General features: G+C 36.9%; 20 protein-coding genes and 1 tRNA gene. 18 read left to right on the forward strand and 3 right to left on the reverse strand.

The genetic code is table 11. The features are described 5' to 3' along the window. From AC1DYB_RS25010 to AC1DYB_RS25035, 6 genes are all read left to right on the forward strand, one after another. On the forward strand, window positions 1-363 hold a 363-nt coding region (locus AC1DYB_RS25010), incomplete at its 5' end, for a phosphatase PAP2 family protein (protein ID WP_477438942.1). Window positions 364-1166: 803 nt separating this feature from the next. Beyond that, a complete protein-coding gene (locus AC1DYB_RS25015) occupies window positions 1167-1535 on the forward strand; it encodes a GIY-YIG nuclease family protein (RefSeq protein WP_477439196.1) in 369 nt (122 codons plus the stop codon). Continuing rightward, on the forward strand, window positions 1532-2086 hold the full coding sequence (locus AC1DYB_RS25020) for a hypothetical protein (protein WP_477438944.1): 555 nt from the start codon (window positions 1532-1534) through the stop codon (window positions 2084-2086). Before AC1DYB_RS25015 ends, AC1DYB_RS25020 begins: the two co-directional genes overlap by 4 nt. A gap of 46 nt (window positions 2087-2132) precedes the next feature. Then, window positions 2133-2618 carry a hypothetical protein gene (locus tag AC1DYB_RS25025; protein ID WP_477438946.1) on the forward strand — a complete coding sequence of 162 codons (486 nt, stop codon included), beginning with the start codon at window positions 2133-2135 and terminating at the stop codon, window positions 2616-2618. 220 nt (window positions 2619-2838) lie between these two features. Next, window positions 2839-3261 carry a hypothetical protein gene (locus AC1DYB_RS25030; protein WP_477438948.1) on the forward strand — a complete coding sequence of 141 codons (423 nt, stop codon included), beginning with the start codon at window positions 2839-2841 and terminating at the stop codon, window positions 3259-3261. Between the two features lie 291 nt (window positions 3262-3552). Beyond that, a complete protein-coding gene (locus tag AC1DYB_RS25035) occupies window positions 3553-3906 on the forward strand; it encodes a hypothetical protein (RefSeq protein ID WP_477438950.1) in 354 nt (117 codons plus the stop codon). A gap of 36 nt (window positions 3907-3942) precedes the next feature. Here AC1DYB_RS25035 and AC1DYB_RS25040 read toward each other — a convergent pair whose 3' ends face one another. Continuing rightward, entirely contained in the window at window positions 3943-4386 is a 444-nt protein-coding gene (locus AC1DYB_RS25040; RefSeq protein ID WP_477438952.1) for a hypothetical protein, read from the reverse strand. Between the two features lie 531 nt (window positions 4387-4917). On the opposite strand from AC1DYB_RS25040, the gene AC1DYB_RS25045 reads away from it, so the two are divergent. Then, window positions 4918-5049 carry a hypothetical protein gene (locus AC1DYB_RS25045; protein ID WP_477438954.1) on the forward strand — a complete coding sequence of 44 codons (132 nt, stop codon included), beginning with the start codon at window positions 4918-4920 and terminating at the stop codon, window positions 5047-5049. Window positions 5050-5227: 178 nt separating this feature from the next. Here AC1DYB_RS25045 and AC1DYB_RS25050 read toward each other — a convergent pair whose 3' ends face one another. Further along, complete coding sequence (locus AC1DYB_RS25050; protein WP_477438956.1) at window positions 5228-6337, reverse strand: S1/P1 nuclease; 1110 nt, start codon at window positions 6335-6337, stop codon at window positions 5228-5230. Window positions 6338-6876: 539 nt separating this feature from the next. Here AC1DYB_RS25050 and AC1DYB_RS25055 point away from each other — a divergent pair. The 7 genes from AC1DYB_RS25055 (at window position 6877) to AC1DYB_RS25085 (ending at window position 10311) form a co-directional block, all read left to right on the forward strand. Then, window positions 6877-7170, forward strand: a complete 294-nt coding sequence (locus AC1DYB_RS25055) for a hypothetical protein (protein ID WP_477438958.1) — start codon at window positions 6877-6879, stop codon at window positions 7168-7170. A 287-nt stretch (window positions 7171-7457) separates the two neighbouring features. After that, a complete protein-coding gene (locus tag AC1DYB_RS25060) occupies window positions 7458-7940 on the forward strand; it encodes a J domain-containing protein (protein WP_477438960.1) in 483 nt (160 codons plus the stop codon). 29 nt (window positions 7941-7969) lie between these two features. Continuing rightward, window positions 7970-8749, forward strand: coding sequence for a DUF3560 domain-containing protein (locus tag AC1DYB_RS25065; RefSeq protein WP_477438962.1), 780 nt, complete (start codon window positions 7970-7972; stop codon window positions 8747-8749). Window positions 8750-8776: 27 nt separating this feature from the next. Continuing rightward, a complete protein-coding gene (locus AC1DYB_RS25070; RefSeq protein WP_477438964.1) occupies window positions 8777-9022 on the forward strand; it encodes a hypothetical protein in 246 nt (81 codons plus the stop codon). A 505-nt stretch (window positions 9023-9527) separates the two neighbouring features. Next, the gene (locus AC1DYB_RS25075; protein WP_477438966.1) at window positions 9528-9794 is read left to right on the forward strand and encodes a hypothetical protein; all 267 of its coding nucleotides are present in this window, start codon (window positions 9528-9530) and stop codon (window positions 9792-9794) included. Window positions 9795-9860: 66 nt separating this feature from the next. Next, window positions 9861-9947: transfer RNA gene (locus AC1DYB_RS25080), tRNA-Ser, on the forward strand. 142 nt (window positions 9948-10089) lie between these two features. Then, the gene (locus tag AC1DYB_RS25085; protein WP_477438968.1) at window positions 10090-10311 is read left to right on the forward strand and encodes a helix-turn-helix domain-containing protein; all 222 of its coding nucleotides are present in this window, start codon (window positions 10090-10092) and stop codon (window positions 10309-10311) included. Between the two features lie 214 nt (window positions 10312-10525). Here AC1DYB_RS25085 and AC1DYB_RS25090 read toward each other — a convergent pair whose 3' ends face one another. After that, window positions 10526-10729 (reverse strand): hypothetical protein, encoded by a 204-nt coding sequence (locus tag AC1DYB_RS25090; RefSeq protein ID WP_477439198.1) that lies wholly within the window; start codon window positions 10727-10729, stop codon window positions 10526-10528. A gap of 266 nt (window positions 10730-10995) precedes the next feature. Between AC1DYB_RS25090 and AC1DYB_RS25095 the strand changes: the two genes are divergently transcribed. The 4 genes from AC1DYB_RS25095 (at window position 10996) to AC1DYB_RS25110 (ending at window position 16998) form a co-directional block, all read left to right on the forward strand. Further along, window positions 10996-12639 carry an Eco57I restriction-modification methylase domain-containing protein gene (locus AC1DYB_RS25095; RefSeq protein ID WP_477438970.1) on the forward strand — a complete coding sequence of 548 codons (1644 nt, stop codon included), beginning with the start codon at window positions 10996-10998 and terminating at the stop codon, window positions 12637-12639. Then, on the forward strand, window positions 12639-15455 hold the full coding sequence (locus AC1DYB_RS25100) for a BpuSI family type II restriction endonuclease (RefSeq protein WP_477438973.1): 2817 nt from the start codon (window positions 12639-12641) through the stop codon (window positions 15453-15455). Before AC1DYB_RS25095 ends, AC1DYB_RS25100 begins: the two co-directional genes overlap by 1 nt. After that, a complete protein-coding gene (locus AC1DYB_RS25105) occupies window positions 15452-16558 on the forward strand; it encodes a DNA cytosine methyltransferase (protein ID WP_477438975.1) in 1107 nt (368 codons plus the stop codon). The genes AC1DYB_RS25100 and AC1DYB_RS25105 overlap by 4 nt, the downstream gene beginning before the upstream one ends. A 194-nt stretch (window positions 16559-16752) precedes the next feature. Further along, window positions 16753-16998: a hypothetical protein gene (locus tag AC1DYB_RS25110; protein ID WP_477438977.1), complete on the forward strand. Its 246-nt coding sequence runs from the start codon at window positions 16753-16755 to the stop codon at window positions 16996-16998. Window positions 16999-17230 lie beyond the last annotated feature (232 nt).

Raw genomic sequence — 17230 nt, forward strand, 5'->3', positions numbered from 1 at the left:
TATCAATATAACCGGGAACGTCCAATAACCTATATAAGAGACGTGTTGGGCCATTCTACATGGAATTCGTTGTTTCCCACACCAAACTTCCCTGAATTCACTTCTGGTCATTGTGCCATTGCGGGGGTTTTTTCAGCGATACTTACAGACTTGTTTGGGAAAAATTATCATTTTACCGATCACTCTTACGATTACTTGGGTATGGCCCCACGACCATATGATTCTTTTGATGCTTTAGCGCAAGAAATCAGTGCTGCCAGGATATATGCAGGTATCCATTACCGTATTTCTTGCGAAAGAGGTGTGAAAGAAGGGGAGATAATTGGACAGAATATTAATAACAAGCTGAAGTTTAAGAAATAAATAAAATTGGCTAAATGAGTGAGGCATACTTTGTAATGCCTTACTCAACTATCCTTTAGCTGTGGTCGTCGGTGTCCAGGTAAATCTGAGTAGGGCAATTAAAAGTTGTTAAATATGGGCTAAAAGAGTGATGTTAATATGCATAATAATGTCAATGAAGGGATTGGTTAATTGATTTACTTCAGTTGCTTTTTTATTAAGGAACTCACACACTACCTTGCGGATTTAAGGTATAAAAATGGAGCAAAATTACCCAGGTTTTATGCTGTTTCTATTTGGCTTAATTGATTGCAGTTCAGATAATTAAACTACTTTTAATGCCTCAAAGCTAAAGATCAAAAACAGGTTACAGAATAGGTATCAGAAATACTACGTTGTTTTGGGTAGTATTGCGTTTGAGGTCAACCGAAAAATCCATGTAAATGGTTGATTTACATGGATTTGATATGAGTTTATGCTCTTCTCTGGTGGTATCAGCCGGGATCGAACCAGCGACACAAGTATTTTCAGTCCTTTGCTACAACCATCTTAAATGGCTATTCTCTATTTAAACAATAATCTTAATCTACTACCTAATCACAATAATAATTCACATGCACTGAGTTTTATATTCTTGTTGAGGCGCAGGGATCATATGCTGTTGTTAAGGATGAAGTCGAAAGTCTTAAAGTTATTGAACTGGAAATTAAACTAAAAGAAGCAGAAGTGCGGAAGGAACGAGCATTATCGATGGCTCAACAAACAAAGGTTGGCCACATATACATAATCTCAAACATTGGCTCATTTGGGGAGGTGTTTACAAAATTGGCATGACCAGGCGATTAGAGCCATTAGATAGAGTTAGAGAACTTAGTGATGCCGCGGTTCCATTTAAGTATGATGTACATGCTGTGATATTTTCTGAAAACGCCCCACAGTTAGAAAACGACCTTCATAAGCACTTTAACAGTCGTAGAATAAATATTGTAAACCGAAGAAAAGAGTTTTTTAAGGTTTCATTGGATGAAATAGCTGCGTATGTTAAAGAACATGCCGATGCCGCGATAGAATTTACGCTACTGGCCGAAGCGAAGGAGTATCGCGAAACTCTTTCTATAATGCAAAGCATTCTTCAACTAGAACAAGCAAACTTCACTGGATTACATATATTAGACGAAACAATTAACGTATGACAATCAAATTAGGGGATTTCTTCCCTAAGAAACCAATAAATGAACCAACCTTAGATCTTGGCGATCCTAAATGGGAAGCCCTCGAAGGCGGCTATAAAGGTACCGAATACAATGCTTCTATGGCATTGAAGCGCCTTGAATTAGCAAATGGTGCAGAGGAAATAAAAATTATTTACAAGGAACTATGGGACGAGTTGCACCATCAGGGCGATGTTGGTCTTGCTTCTTATTATGCAGTTCCTCACTTAGTTCGAATAGCCTATGAGAAGCAATACGTAGATTATAATGTATTAGGGCTTGTTTCTGTTATTGAGATACAGCGCCATAAAGATAACCCGCCATTGCCAAAAACTTTATATCCTGCGTTCAATGAAGCTATAACCAACTTGGGGGAACTGGCTTTGCTCGCAATCAATCAACCTTGGAACTTAGATTTGGCGTCGTCCGCTTTATCCGCTATTGCATTAAGTAAAGGTCAGATAAAGTTAGCCAATGCTATACAAAACATGGATAGCGAAGATGTTATAGACGAGTTTCTTGAATCCTACTAAGAAGATACAATCATTTCCGAACCTTAAGAACAAACAGGTAAAGCACATGGGAGCAGTTTTCCAACTCGAGAAAAATATATTTACGGAAGCCGAATTTGACCAAATGAGTTGGCATGACTGTCATATACATTCGTTTTCTTTTAACGATAACTATGAGTTGTTACTGGATATCGATTATCTCTTTGAATGGGTGCAACCTAAAAAGGGAAGTAGATATTATAAGTTCTGGATTGCTCCCTGTACGGTGATATTTGAAAACGTTTATAACATAGAATTCGAATTAGAGGATAAACAACCGATCATAGACTATATTGAGAAGGCAAATCCCCAAAGACCTAAAAATGCAGAATACATCGGTAAAGAATTCGAATATGAATGGGATATTGTGATGATTAACGGAGAGATGACCTTCAAGGCAGTTGGCTTTAAGCAATATGTAAGGCAACCTCCAATCCTTTTAGGTGCTCAAAGGCTTGATTTGGATGCTCGGGGAGGAGTTTCTTTTGGTACGGAATTCTTCCCACAAATATAGCTGAGCCATTAGCACATAGTTCAACTTCGTTTCAAGGTAGTATTTCGTAATTGGGTTTCCCTATAGGGAGCCTCCACAATTACTCAATCTCCACCTAGCCTTACTGTATCTGTTCAGCGGTTTGACTTAAACCATCATTGGCTACTAAAATTAATCTTGGGAATCTGATATTGTTTGCTATCGTTTAGATATAAATTAGGCCATTCTTTAAATCTTGCTTATGAAATATTCAGTATTAGGTGTAAACTACATTGCCGATGGTGGGGCTCCCGAACCGGAGCTATCAGTTATTGATAACAACGTTGAAATCGTTTTCTGGGCAAATTGCCATTATCATCCAGAATTAGAAATGGAAGACAAGGGCCGGATTACGTTTCTCAATTGTTATAAATATGATTTCGAAGGAACAAATGATGAAGGATATTTAATGTTTGGCCAGCATCGCTATAACCATGACCAGCTTCCGTGGGGAAACTTCTATCAACTTCATGATACTGTCTGGGAGACTGATTTTCCCGAAAATCCCACCTTTTTGACTGAATTGAAGAATAAAGAAATACTAAACCATTACTTACTTTTCTTTAAAGATAAATGCTTTGAATGTGTAGCTGAGAGCTATAAAATTGAGATTATAAAAGCCTAATACATTACAAGGTGAACTAGCTTATATGAACTCACTCAGCAATGACTTTTACACTGGCTATAAGCTTAGTACTACTTTGGTTAATGGTTATCACTTTCCTTACTACATTGAGTTTACAGACCCGTGTCAAAGCCGCATTTGGCTGCATGATTCAAAAGGTACTGAAGTCAAACCTAAGTTTGATAAACCATTCGAACCAGCACGTGATTCGCAACCTATCAATGGCGTGCAAGGGTGTTTGTTTTAAAAGACAAGCAGTTTGTATTTGTCTAGTAATTAAACACTTACGTTATGAATGAGCAAGCTATTCCAAAAAAAGTTCAACGTAGACTAAAAAATTGGTTCTATGCCTTTAACTTTTTCATTTTCGGGTACTACATAGTAGGAGTTGGTGGCGTTTTAGCTTCTGCAATCTCAGCGGGCTACCACAAGCCATCATCGGGTGTAATATCAGCATGTTGTATAGCGGTCTTAGCATTTGTGAAGACTGAAGAAAGGTACAGAAAGTATGTTGTAGCGTGGCGTTTCCTGGATAGGAAAGTCAACCAATACAGACATAATTTGATCACTATTGTAGAATTACTTAAAGGCATGAAGGATGCTGAACGCAAATTAGACAAAATGGAAACGGATGCAAAACGATAGAACGCAGGTTTAAAGGAGATAACGCTTTGTCTCTCTTTAACGTTTGCTATTTAGCCTAATTGAATCATATTTCATTTTGATCTCATTATTAAGTTCTGGGTAACAGGTCACGTTAGTCAATTTCCTAATGGAATTAAGAGTAATTGAATGTTGACTGCGTTCATAAGCGTTTAACTCAATAGTAGACAATACATAAAATTCCCAGTGATCTAAATCTAAGGGATTAACAGTTAGCTTATCCTCATGCTTCAATAAACAAAATATATATACATCGGCGTGGCGTTTTGCGATGGAAGATCGTTTGTCTATTTCCCAATCCCAACTTCTCGCTAACTTAGTGCTAAACGATATCTTAGATAAAATCTTCTGATCCCAGGAATGAAGGTAAGCTGCTGACTTTATTTCAAGTTTAATACCATCAGGTGTTATAAGATCGTAGGCTCCCCATTCTTCACGCACTTCTTTAATATCAATGTTCACAGCTGTGGCAACAAGAAATTCCTCGAGACGGCCTCTGGTAGCATTGCTTAGAATATCAGATACACTCCATCGCCAAAAGTCGAGCAAATTAAAATTTAGCTGCTGATTAGCATACGTGAGAGGTTAGTTGCCTGACTTGAGTTGAGGCTTTATTTGGTCTAAGGGATGTATTTACTTATGAAGCTGGTTTATATTTATCCTATCTAAATAAGGTTGAATAAGTGAAGTATATCTGAATGGTCGTATTTTAACTATCTCATTTAGCTTATTGGAATAGTACACTTCGACATAGAAGTCACCAACATTATAAAGGTGAACATCATAAATAGCTTCAACCCTGCTATCGAGAAACGTACCGCCCCAAACAGCACTGGCCTGTTCATTTATGTCTAATGCTCTGAATTGGTAAAGGGTCATGATCAAATATACAACAAACGCCAGGCTTAACCAGCTTGGCATTCTGCATTTACATTATCATAATTCGCTTGAACAACTTCGCTGATTTATCATTTTCGTTTTTACTTCTGCGACATGGACAATAGACTTGAAGCACATTTTCAGAATCGCACCTATTACTTTTACCTCGTTGATAAGAAACCTAACGAAATAGCCATTTCCATGTATAACACTCCTTATACCTTTGTTCCTGTTGGCGTGCGTTGAGAAAATAGTAGAGCTAATAAATTGAATATGTCAGATGGGCTTATTGTAGCGGTTTTGGTTGCTATTGGAATAAGTTAAAGTGCTGGACATCTACATATTTCTTACTATTACTGGCCTTAATGATTACCTTACAGAATACGCACTCACCAGCTTAAATCAGCTTGGTGAGTGCTAAAGACTACTTGTTTATTGAAATTTTACTTGTATCACTAACTACAATCTCAGGTTTGCCTTTATAATTAATTACGGTGCCTTGAACCGTTACAGTTTTACTTTCCATTTGGGAAGCCAACTGTTTAGCGTCACCTTTTAATACTACAGTTAGCAATTGATTCGGATAGGCAGCACCCAAGTTAACCAACACCATACTACCAATATCTTTTACATTGTATACTTTACCTGTGGTACTAACAACTTTACCCACTGCATTACCAATATTCTTGAGAGGTGTTACAGATACGATGTCCTTAGTCACTTTGTTCGCGAGCATTGCAGGCACATCTATTTTAGGCGCAACTGCATCACTAAATATCTTGTTTAACTCACCGGCTAAACGAATCCCTGCCTGATCAATTCGCAAGTGAATTGTTTTGATGTACTTCTTATAATATTCCTCGTCAATGGATTGACCCGGTTTAACATCTGCATAAAGTTCAGTGCTAATCTGGTAACTTTCCCAAAGCCATTCCATAGGACTATCTTCTTGCCATTTCTTAATTTGCGCATCATTGGCCCAATCGTACTGTTTAACAATGTCAGCCTCTCCTAAACCCTCATGATCAATCAATCGGCTATCCCATAAGGCATGTAAATTGGTTCCCTTGCCATCAAATTGAAGTTGAATAGTATTGCCGCCTTTATCTTCTTTACGGCTAACGTGCATCGGTTGGTGTGCGTCACCTACCAGATGAATAAGGTATTTCAGTGCTTCATTCTTTTGAGGAAGTGTTGAAGTTTTATCTTTAAGTACAGCCTCAACTTTCAATATGGCCGAGTAAACATTATCATTGCCCTGCTTGCTTACCACGTCGACAAACTGTTCGTGGTTCAAGCCTAATGGAAGGTTCAGGTAATGCCACGGTGCCGTTTTTGCATCCCGGTTCTCATCTGCCCAGGTGCTTACATTTTCTATGGTTATTCCTTTTAAATAGGCTTTTACAACGTTGGCGGTGTTAGTAGTTAAATGCTTTTCCGCAATAGTGGCAACCGCCCGGTGGCCTTTAGCTCCCCAGGAGGCGAGGCCGATAACTAAAGTAATCAGGGATACAGGTAGAACGTATTTTCTCATGAGGTAAACATACAAAAGGTGTTCCGCTGTTCAATGCTAATTTAAATAGTAATTTTAAAAAGCCTGTAAATCAATCTGAATATTTTGAAAGTTGCTTTGAAATCTAATCGATCCCTTCGCTAAAAACTTCGCTTATGGGTATATCGATCGCTTGGATGATTTTAAGCAGGCTGACAAAATTAATGATTTCTCCAGGTTCACAGAGGGACGGTGCGACATCCTGTCGATGTTGTTTTTAAAAGTGGATTTTTCATAATTCCAATTTCCCCGGGACATTCGTAAGATCTTGATCCTGGTACTACCTTTCTTCAATATTTGTCCAGTAGTATCCGTTCCGTCGGGTGGGTTTAATTCGTTTGATTTATGCTGTAAATGAACATATAAGGGCAGTTTAAATTACTCCTTATATGAGGTGTCATAAATAATTGTTAATAGTTTTCTTTTTCTTTATTTTTTATGCCGTTGCCTTTTGGCCGGGCTTTCCTGTCCAATCTTTTACAAAGAATTTACCCTGTAATCCCTAACGGGGGATTGGTTATATGACCTTATTGAACCACCATGCCGGAAAATCAGATTCATTGTTTTCGCCCCGGCTTCACGCTTCACCCAATTTTTCGGCTGCACTGCAAAAACCTGATTGCCGTATGTCCCCACGCTTCACCCGAATAAGATCGTACGCTACGCTTAACCTGGCATATTCCGCCCGCTCATCCGGCCGTAAGGGATTTGCTTTTCTCCTTCATTTTATGACGGTCAACACCGGTTTAAAAATGGAGCCAGGCCCTTCGGGTGCTGCGCCCGGTACCAAAACCGGGGTGCAGTTCCATTATTAAACCTCCATTTTATTGTTTTTCGGAATGTCTTTAAAATGCTTCCCAATGGCATTTTGTGTTTGATGGCTGATTCATTTGACCTTTGCTTGAGGCAAATTTATACCTCCCCGGCTCTCAAGACCATGCAGATGCCGCTAAAAAAAATCTCTACCCTCGCTACGCTTCGGGTAGTATTTTTTCACGTCAGCCTTGTTCGCCCGCCCCACGCGCAAATATTCTGCCTCTATCAAAGGCCAAATGAGGCTTTTGCCGAAATGGCTTAAAAAGAGATTTAAAAAAGCAGAATTATGAAATGGTTTAATGAATGTAAAACACTCGATGAGGTCAAAAAGACCTACAAACAACTGGCTAAGGAACACCACCCGGATTTAGGAGGCGATACTGAAACCATGCAGGAGATTAACAAGGAATACGCTTTTGCCAGTGCCAAAGCGATCAAGGGGGAAAACCTGTCTGAAGAAGAAACGGAAAGTCAGATCCTGTCATCGGAGGCCTACAGAGAAGCACTCGAAAAGATCATCCACATTGATGGTGTTGTGATTGAACTGGTTGGTTTCTGGATCTGGGTAACCGGTGAAACCTACCCTGCAAAGGTGCAGTTAAAAGACGCCGGTTTTTTCTACGCCTCTAAAAAAGTAGCCTGGTATTTCCGCAGCGAACAATTTAAAGTTGGCAAGGGTGGTAAGAAGACCCTTAGTGAGATCCGCAGCAAGTACGGCAGCGAGATTATTAACGACGATAAACCACAAAAGAACTATATCAAAAACTAATAGCGGGGGGCGCGAACCGCGCAATTATTATGAAAAATGATTTTAACGAAAGAAAAGCAAAACGTATTGAAACAGCCCTTAACAGGGCTGCAAAGAATGAAGCGGAATCAAACCAATTGTACAAAACAGCGCAGGACATGGCTGGGATGATTCCCATGGGGCAACCCATTTTAGTTGGGCATCATTCAGAAAAAAGGGATCGGAATTACAGGAACAAGATCCATAACATTTTTGGCAAAGCCTATGAAAAATCGAACAAGGCCGAATATTACGAAGACAAGGCGGAGGCCATCGCCTATAATACGGCCATATTTTCAGATGATCCCGAAGCCCTGCAAAAACTAAAATCAAAATTAAAGGCATTGCAGGAACTACAGGAGTTTATGAAAGCGGGTAATAAGTGCATCAAAAAGCAGGACAAAACCGGGTTTTTAGCTTTGCCTTTTGCTACAGAGCAGCTTTGGGCGGAATTATCTATACCTGATCGGTTCAAGCGTACCGGGTTTCCCTCATTCAAGCTCACTAACAATAATGCAACGATACGGGCTACGGAAAAACGTATTGAGGAACTGGGCATGCAAATATCCAAACGAGCTTTTGATAATGTAATTAACGGTGTTCGCATTTACGAAAACACCGAAGCGAATCGCCTTCAAATTATTTTCGAAGATAAACCGGAGGAAAAAATCAGAAAACAATTAAAAGGTTATGGTTTCCGGTGGGCACCATCAGAAGGGGCATGGCAAAGGCATATCAGTGATTATGCACTTTATGCCGCCAAACAGATCATCCAAAACATAACCAAATAAAATATTTACCTATAAAAATTTAATGCCATGAGTATTTTAGCTAATGATACCGAGAAAAAAGGTTTAAAAGTTTTAGCCAATACCTTACGTTTTTTCGAAAATACCAACCTGTTATTTATGAGTGCAGAAGATGCCGCAAAAGCGAGGGAGGCGGAAAACATCCTGCGGGGGATCATCGAAAACAATGGATTTTCCGCCAGTTACAAAAAAGGGAAGGGAACTAAATTAGTTCGTGTTAAGTTTAAAGGCTTACCCAGTCTTTTTAGCGAATGATAATTGGATAACTTATTTAAAGGACAATTATAGGAAGTCAGAGCAGTAGAATCGGTCAATAGGATAAATTTTGTCGGAATTATGGGGAAGGTATGCCTTTACAATTTAAAGGCTTTCCCCATAAAATTTTAAGACATTAGTGAGAGGTATCGGAATATGAGTAATTAGATTAGGTGTTAAACGTTTTTCAACTTTAAATGCAATAATTATAGAAGTTTGCCTGTTCCTACCTTGGTTGTTCAATTGGGAATTAGATTGGGGGAAGGCTTGATTTAAGGGAATATTATAAAACGAAGTGAAATATTGTTTCGACAAGCAGTTTTGGTCATACCAGAACATGGCTTTCTTTAAACTATAGATAGTTTAAAACTATTTTATACCAATTGATAAGTAACGTAAATACCATATATAATTAAATTTTGGAATAAACTTTGATAAAGAAGTAATATCATTACTTCAGATTTTAATTTTGTTATTTGTAAATTTGAATATCATTATATTTTTTATGGGTTTTTGGAAGAAAAATGGATATCCTTATCTTACGGTAATTGAAATTTCAAAGGAAGAACTTCTTTTGCTTTCGACCTTTTTAAGTCGAGAAGATATTATAGAATGGTTAATGTGGAACGATCCGAATGGTGTGTATGATGATGAACAATCATTAAAAGAATTTGGAAATAAAGTTTCGAAGGAAGAGGCATTAGAGATATTTTTTCGACAGGTTGAGGAAAACAGGCTTTTAAAGTCTAATTTAATATCAGATCAAGCATAGGTATTGATAAAATACCCTTAAAAGATTATTTTATTTAAATTCAGTTGAGATTTGTACTTTTACCCCGGAGAGTTGGCAGAGCGGTCGATTGCGGCAGTCTTGAAAACTGGTGAACTGTGAAAGGTTCCTGGGGTTTGAATCCCTAACCCTCCGCGTAAAAGCCCTTCGAAAATTAAATTTTTTTTTAATTTGAAAACTAATCACATAAAACCATACATACCCACCTGTCTGTCATAATCTATTCATAGAAATGCCTTAAATGGTGTTTGAAAAATATCTACAGTCTTTCTCATATATGAAGAAAATATTGACATTATCGATATTTGTTAAGTATAATAGAAAAAGTATTAACTTGACGCAATTAGAATTAGCTGAGAAAGCAGGGGTTAGCCTGCGGCTCATAAAGGAAATTGAACATGGCAAAGCCACGGTTAGGGTTGATAAGGTAAACCAAGTTCTTAAGATTTTTAATCATAAAATGGCTCCAGTAGAAGATAATGTTGGTGATGACATTTGACCTATCTTGGTATACCGATTTTTTCAGTTAATTGAGTAATCAAAGTATCGATCACACTCTTTTTTAACTCGCATTCCCACACTACTATCACGGTCCACCCGAGATCTTTTAATAAAGTATAGTTTCTACTATCCTTAGTTAAATTTCGCTGGATTTTATTACTCCAAAACTCACTGTTTTTTTTGGGAGGTTTATAACAATTCTGATGCCCATGCTAAAAACAGCCATTCACAAATATCACTGTTCTAAATTTTTTTAATACGATATCAGGACTTCCAGGTAATTTTTTATTGTGCAGCCTATAATGAATAACTAACCTGAATAAATATTTTCTAACAATAAGTTCAGGTTTCGTGTCGTTACCTTTTATTAATTGCATTATTTCCCTCACGCTTTTGCCGCCAAACGATTTATTCATTATATCAAATGTCAAAGCTAAGCCGGTTTTTATTAAAAAAATGATAGTTGTCAATCAATGTCTTATACTACAAGGAGCTTTAGATTCGTGTCATCCTTAATGAATACTAAAAAAATTAGTTACTTTTACATTGACTTTAGGTTGATAAAATTATAATTAGCTATTCTATTTGTATTTTATTATCTTTCTTACATAAATCAAAAATGATATTTTTCAGTTAGGTAGATGGATTTAGTAACGTTTATTATAAAGACAAAGTTTTAGAAATGTTAATTGATCAATTTATTGAAGAAACAGATGGAGAATTGTCCATCTCTTCGAGACAAACTCGTGAAATTGACAAAATTTCTCAAAATTTTAACACTAAGAACTTAGGCCAGATTTTTACATCTGCCCCTCTTGCAAAGTTCATGATCTCCCTTTTAGAAATCCCTATAGATTCTGAAGAAACGGTTTTAGACCCATGTATCGGGCCTAATACTTATTTTTCTCTATTTTCAAAGAATCATCAAAGTTTGAATTTTACTGGCTTAGAAATTGACACAGATTTATTAACAGAGGATATCGAACAGTTTTACAACAAGAGGAACAGATGCCTAATTAAAGGTAATTTTCTAAAGTATCCTATATATAACAAATTTGACTATGTTATACAAAACCCACCATATATCAGGCAGGAGTTATTAACGGGGTTAAATAATTCAAAATGGCTTGCTCAGAAGATGATCGCCGATGAATTATCGTCTGAAATTCCATCACAGTCAAATCTATATGTTTACTTTCTGGTAAAAGGAATACTCCACCTTAAAGAAAATGGAACAATGGTAGCCGTCATTTATGATAGTTGGTTATATAGCTCATTTGGCAAATGGCTCAAGTCTATTTTTAATGATTTAGGGCATTTAGAAAGCATATACCATTTCAAAAAAAACGCATTTGTAAACGCAGAAATTGGCGCTACAGTAGTCCGTTTTAAAAAGCAAAACAAACAAAGTCTAAATTCCCAAAGCACTATTTATCATTCGTTTAACTCGGTCAATGATGTTCAATTTAACGATTTAAATAAATTAAACGTCAGTAGAGTGATTGATAGAGATATTTTGAGCACATATAATTTCAATGTATCAAATAATTTAAATTTTAGCGATAAAATATTCGTAAAGCTAAAAGACCTTTCAACTCAAGGGATACAACGGGGAACGTCGTCAATTGCAAACGGTTATTTCCTCCATAATATTAAAAGATTTAATGAATCTCTACCTATTATTAAAGATATTTCTAAAATTGAAAATTTTAATATCGAATCCGGAACAGCGCATTTGCTTTATTTGAATGAGGACATCTCACCAGATACAAAAGCTTACTTACAAACAGTCCATGATGCCATTTTATCCGCAGGTGAAAAATATAAAGCGGTCAAGCATAAAATTAATAAAGGCGATACATGGTTTAAGATCAAGCTAAAAAAAACTGGGAACTTCATCTTTAATTACTACCTCAGAAGCAATATTGATTTTATTTATAACGAAAATAAACTAATAGCATCCGATAATTTTTATGTTTTAGACATTAAAAAAAAGCCCCTCGTTCACCTAGCTATTCTGAATTCAAGTTTTACACGATTGGCCATTTTAGAACACTCAAGAAATCAAGGCAATGGTTTAAGAAAGGTGCAGTTGTTTGAGTTTAAAGAGATTCCAATTTTAAACATTGATTACTTGTCGGCAGCAACGGTGACAAAACTCGAGAAATTGGGATACGAAATGAAGCAGACCAAGCGGTATGACGAACAAAAGAAGTCGATAATCAACAAAATCGATGAAGTCATAATTAAAGATTATAATTTGGCCCTCAATAATAATTTAACAATTGCAGAACTTAATTCAGAGTTGCAAAAATATTTTAATTGATGCCGCAAATTTGGTATAACTCAGATGAAGTAGCAGATTTTCATCCTCACGTGGAAAATGCCTTGAAAAATGCATTGTCTATTTGTGGTTATGATCCCATTGCCGAGGTAGTTCATCATCCGTCAATTCCCAATAGTACTATTATACCCGATTTTGCCGTTCGTTTAAAAGCGTCCCGAACATACGTGCTCATTTGTGAGGTAAAAAGAAGTGAAAGGGATGTTGACTCGCAGCGATATCAAAATCAAACCAGAGCATATGTTACAGATTTTGGTGTGCATTGGGCGCTTGGATATCACAAATATTTTTGCATAACAAACATAGAACGCCTCGTTTTATTAGCAGATAGGAACGGCCCCTTAGCAACCTGTCAACTGAAAGGGAATCCTAGGCAACATTCCAAGTTTAATCCTATTAATCACGACGCTACTGCCGCATTAGCTGGTTTGCAAATGTCATTTGTAAATATGTTGCCGGAGATTTTTAATAGGATAGCTCCAAATTGGGAAAACAATTGGGCTCATATAATCGAGAACTTTCATAGTAATTACTTGGCGCTAAAAAGCCAACTTACCTATTCTGAGGCCATTTCAAAAGAACTAACGCTATACGAATTATTTAGATTATTGGCCTACTCTTATTTGAAGGATTACTATCATCAAACAGGCAATGGGAATGCAGCCCATTTTAAAAATTATCCCCCAGCCACTGCGACATTGCGTCAATTTAAAAATAGCTTAGCGAATAATTACGATAGGATAATTCAGCTAGACTTTAAACAAATTTTTATTAATCATCCCAATCAGGCGCTGCGTATTTTTCCTGAAAATTTTTCAGCTAATTACTTACAACATTTTAGAGACCTGATACATTGTTTTAGCCAGTACAGCAGAGATGCTGTCGCGGATAATTCTTCGCCGTCCTACGTTTTTAATCTACTGACATCAAAGATTTACGATAAGGATGAATTGCACAAAAAGGGAAAGGTAATGTCGGATTCAGAGTTATCAAGCCTCTTAGCAGCCCTATGTGTTGAAACCGCATCGTCAACAGTATTAGATCCAGGGAGTGGGGATGGCGCATTGTTAGACGCTGCATATGACCAGTTAAATTTCATATCTCAAAGCACACAGGTTCCTAAAACACACAACCAACTACTTACCCAGGTTTATGGTATAGAAATTGACCCATTTTTATCCCAATTATCAGCTTTTCGACTTTTATCAAAGAATTTAACGCAGATAGATAATACTACAGTTGCTAATGTTTTGATTGGCGATATTTTCAATATACAAAAGCCAAATCAATTTGACGTAGTGTTAATGAATCCTCCATTTGTTAGAAATGATAATCCCGATGCACCATCTAAGGCTAATAAGGGTCAAATGATATCTGCTATTATCAACACTGGCGTTACAGAATTTGTAACAAAAGCCAAACAACCCAATTTATATTTTTACTTTGTTAATTACTTGTGGCACTATTTGAAAATAGACGGGAAAGCTGGCATTATTCTAATGACAAAATTTTTGAACAATGAGGATGGTGAATATTTAAAAGAGTTTATTACAGATAAAGTCGAGGCGATAATTTCGTATCCAAGGAAGTATTTTCAGGAGTTTGTCGTTTCGACTGTAATTGTAGTTTTAAAAAACGGCAGCAACACAAATGGTGTTTCGTTCTTAAGAATATCGGATGAAAGTGTTTTATTAAACCCTGATTCCGTAAAAACAATCCTTCGAAGTAATAAATCAACTAATACGGCTTCATATAAACTTAAGGTTATACCAAGGAACATTTTACACCCATCAGATAATTGGAAACAATATCTTCAAGACCAGAAATACGATGACTTTTTAGGTTTGGACTTCTTGAAAAATATTGAACATCACTTTGACAATGTTTCTAGGGGGGGATCTGAATCAAGTGGTTTATCCACTATTATCTATCCATCTTTTGATCCAGTAACAAACCAATATTTTGGACTAGGTATTAAACCATCGCCAGGACAAATTTCTAATGGTATTCAAAGAACGAAAATATTTATTCCTACTGCTCTTACCAGTAGAATTGGCTTAGGTGTTCAAAATAATTTTACAAGGCGTAGTTATGAGCTTTCCATTGGTGATCTAAGATTGGATAGCGCTTTTCATTTTCCATCCAAACCAGATAAATTGTCTGGGAATGCCCTTACAACTTCTCAACTGGCTGATATTGCATTAAATCAATTTTACAACAATTGTATTGCAGAATTTGGTTTAAAAAAATGGAAGCAAGTAATTAATAATGCATATAACAATACATTTGTTCCTAAGATACTTATACCAAGAGCGGATCGGACAAAACATGTTGTATATTATAACCCACACAAACATGACCTTACGCTATCGACTAACTTTTTCTATTGCAATGGGTTAAAGAATTATGACAAGAATAAAAATGAGGAATCGCAATATAAATTTGTGGCTGCATTTTTATTATCTGCATTTGGCCAAATTCAATTTGAACTAAATGCTAATAATCAAGAGGGGTTAAGGAAATTAGAAGGGTTTCAGATCAAACGATTTAAAATCATCGATTTAGAGAGCATAAGTTTAAAAGAGATTTTGAAGGTCAATAACGAATTGGATCAATTGAATATCGCCAATGTGGAATTTAGTGGTGATGAAGGGCTAAATACACCAAGAAGGCAATTGGATATCGCAATTGGCGGCATTGTTTACTCGAAAAACACACTTGGGTTTAATTCAGTTATTGATATGGTAAATTATTTTGAATTATTTTTGGCTGATTTGGTTGAAGACAGGAGAATATGAATAAGGTAAAAGTAGTCAGTTTATTTTCTGGCTGTGGCGGAATGGATTTGGGATTTTTACAATCCGGTTATGATATAATTTGGGCAAATGATTTTTTAAAAGACGCCTGCGAAACGTACAAAAAAAATATAGGAGATCATATAGTATACGGCGACATTACGACTTTAAAAATTGACACAATTCCACAAGCTGATTTATTGATTGGCGGCCCCCCTTGTCAGTCATTTTCCTTAGTAGGTAAACGCGATCCAAATGATGCAAGATCCAACCTTGTTTGGTCTTATCTGGAGGTTTTGAAACATGTTAAACCTCAAATATTTTTAATGGAAAATGTGGCTGGGATTTTATCTGCTAAAAATCCAGATGGCACAAAAGTTTTAGATAACTTAATCAAAGCATTTAATGAAATCGGATATTCCACTGGGGTCTATAAGCTGAATGCTGCGGATTATGGTGTTCCTCAAAGAAGACAGCGAGTATTTATTGTTGGAAATAAAGATTCTAAAATCATAAGTTTACCAGCTGCGACGCATTCATTAAATGATAAAGCATTAAAACCTTGGGTTACTGCTCATAATGCTCTTTCAGATCTCCCTGAAACCGATGCCTTTGGTAGAGTCAAATATGGCTCAAATTTTGATAACGACTATCAAAAGCTAATGCGCAATGGACAAGGTGAATATGTAGATTTACATATTACGCCTTATGAAAGCGCTAAGGACTCTGAATTAATTAGCTATATTCCTCCAGGTGGTAATTATTTAAATGTTCCTGACCATGCTGCAACTGGTAGAATAATGAATTTTAAGCGCACAGGTGGGCGTACAACTACGTATGGCCGTCTAAGCGAAAGCATGCCTGCTTATACTTTGAATACTCACTTCAATAGATTAAATGTAGGATGTAACATTCATTATAAATATTCAAGATTAATCTCACTAAGAGAAGCTTTACGTATCCAGTCTTTTCCAGACACATTTTCTATCTTATCAGCTACTAAACGGAATTATTACCTACAAATCGGCAATGCAGTTCCTCCGTTGTTATCAAATGCTTGGGCTAATCATTTGAAGAATTATTTCCATTTATGGAAAAATATCTAATTAAATCGTTTATAAGTTAACAATAAAAATGGGGTGTCCATCTTGCGCAGCGCCCCTAAAAAACTTTCCACATAGGCAGTTTACTCCGGCCGGCTGCGTAAAGATTTGAAAACTGGTTCCGGGGCGGCTCGGATTACACCGAAGGGTTTGAAAGTCCGGCGGAGATACAAAATTTGCTGAAGCAGCAAATTGAAATGAATGAATCCTTCCGGCTGAAAATGATTTCAGGGTTTGGTAAGGATCATAAGGAAATGTTTGACGGCGAGACAACCGAGCGTACTGAGATTTTAAAAAACGAACTGATCGTCAGCAGGAAGAAAAAACAACTGGCTGCGCTGGTTTCGGGTAAAACCGGTGTAACATCAACCGTACCATCGCTGCCGGATCTGCTGCTACGATGGTACAGCCGCAAAAGTTTTATGGTGGCAAATCATTTTTAACCCTTTTTTGGCCGGGATAAAAAATACTCGTTTCACCACGCTAACCGGCAACAAAAACAGATAGAGACCATTTTTTCTTTTCTGCAATACCGTATCGTACTGGACGCACTCATTGTCCGGGGGTATTTTAAGCCGGAGAACTGCAAGTCCTATGCAGTCAGGATTGAATACCGCCGCGGATCAGCACCTCAGGTTTACCTTTCAAACGAATTGTACGCTCCCCAAACTGATA

Source organism: Mucilaginibacter sp. P2_A4 (assembly GCF_056405015.1).

Bases quoted from the DNA above. Each gene is read 5' to 3' on its own strand.
- AC1DYB_RS25020 (WP_477438944.1), top strand. From the start codon at position 1,532: ATGACAATCAAATTAGGGGATTTCTTCCCTAAGAAACCAATAAATGAA.
- AC1DYB_RS25110 (WP_477438977.1), top strand. From the start codon at position 16,753: ATGAATGAATCCTTCCGGCTGAAAATGATTTCAGGGTTTGGTAAGGAT.
- AC1DYB_RS25055 (WP_477438958.1), top strand. From the start codon at position 6,877: ATGACCTTATTGAACCACCATGCCGGAAAATCAGATTCATTGTTTTCG.
- AC1DYB_RS25030 (WP_477438948.1), top strand. From the start codon at position 2,839: ATGAAATATTCAGTATTAGGTGTAAACTACATTGCCGATGGTGGGGCT.
- AC1DYB_RS25045 (WP_477438954.1), top strand. From the start codon at position 4,918: ATGGACAATAGACTTGAAGCACATTTTCAGAATCGCACCTATTACTTT.
- AC1DYB_RS25095 (WP_477438970.1), top strand. From the start codon at position 10,996: ATGTTAATTGATCAATTTATTGAAGAAACAGATGGAGAATTGTCCATC.
- AC1DYB_RS25090 (WP_477439198.1), bottom strand. From the start codon at position 10,729: ATGAATAAATCGTTTGGCGGCAAAAGCGTGAGGGAAATAATGCAATTA.
- AC1DYB_RS25070 (WP_477438964.1), top strand. From the start codon at position 8,777: ATGAGTATTTTAGCTAATGATACCGAGAAAAAAGGTTTAAAAGTTTTA.
- AC1DYB_RS25105 (WP_477438975.1), top strand. From the start codon at position 15,452: ATGAATAAGGTAAAAGTAGTCAGTTTATTTTCTGGCTGTGGCGGAATG.
- AC1DYB_RS25060 (WP_477438960.1), top strand. From the start codon at position 7,458: ATGAAATGGTTTAATGAATGTAAAACACTCGATGAGGTCAAAAAGACC.
- AC1DYB_RS25065 (WP_477438962.1), top strand. From the start codon at position 7,970: ATGAAAAATGATTTTAACGAAAGAAAAGCAAAACGTATTGAAACAGCC.
- AC1DYB_RS25100 (WP_477438973.1), top strand. From the start codon at position 12,639: ATGCCGCAAATTTGGTATAACTCAGATGAAGTAGCAGATTTTCATCCT.
- AC1DYB_RS25050 (WP_477438956.1), bottom strand. From the start codon at position 6,337: ATGAGAAAATACGTTCTACCTGTATCCCTGATTACTTTAGTTATCGGC.
- AC1DYB_RS25025 (WP_477438946.1), top strand. From the start codon at position 2,133: ATGGGAGCAGTTTTCCAACTCGAGAAAAATATATTTACGGAAGCCGAA.
- AC1DYB_RS25075 (WP_477438966.1), top strand. From the start codon at position 9,528: ATGGGTTTTTGGAAGAAAAATGGATATCCTTATCTTACGGTAATTGAA.
- AC1DYB_RS25085 (WP_477438968.1), top strand. From the start codon at position 10,090: ATGAAGAAAATATTGACATTATCGATATTTGTTAAGTATAATAGAAAA.
- AC1DYB_RS25035 (WP_477438950.1), top strand. From the start codon at position 3,553: ATGAATGAGCAAGCTATTCCAAAAAAAGTTCAACGTAGACTAAAAAAT.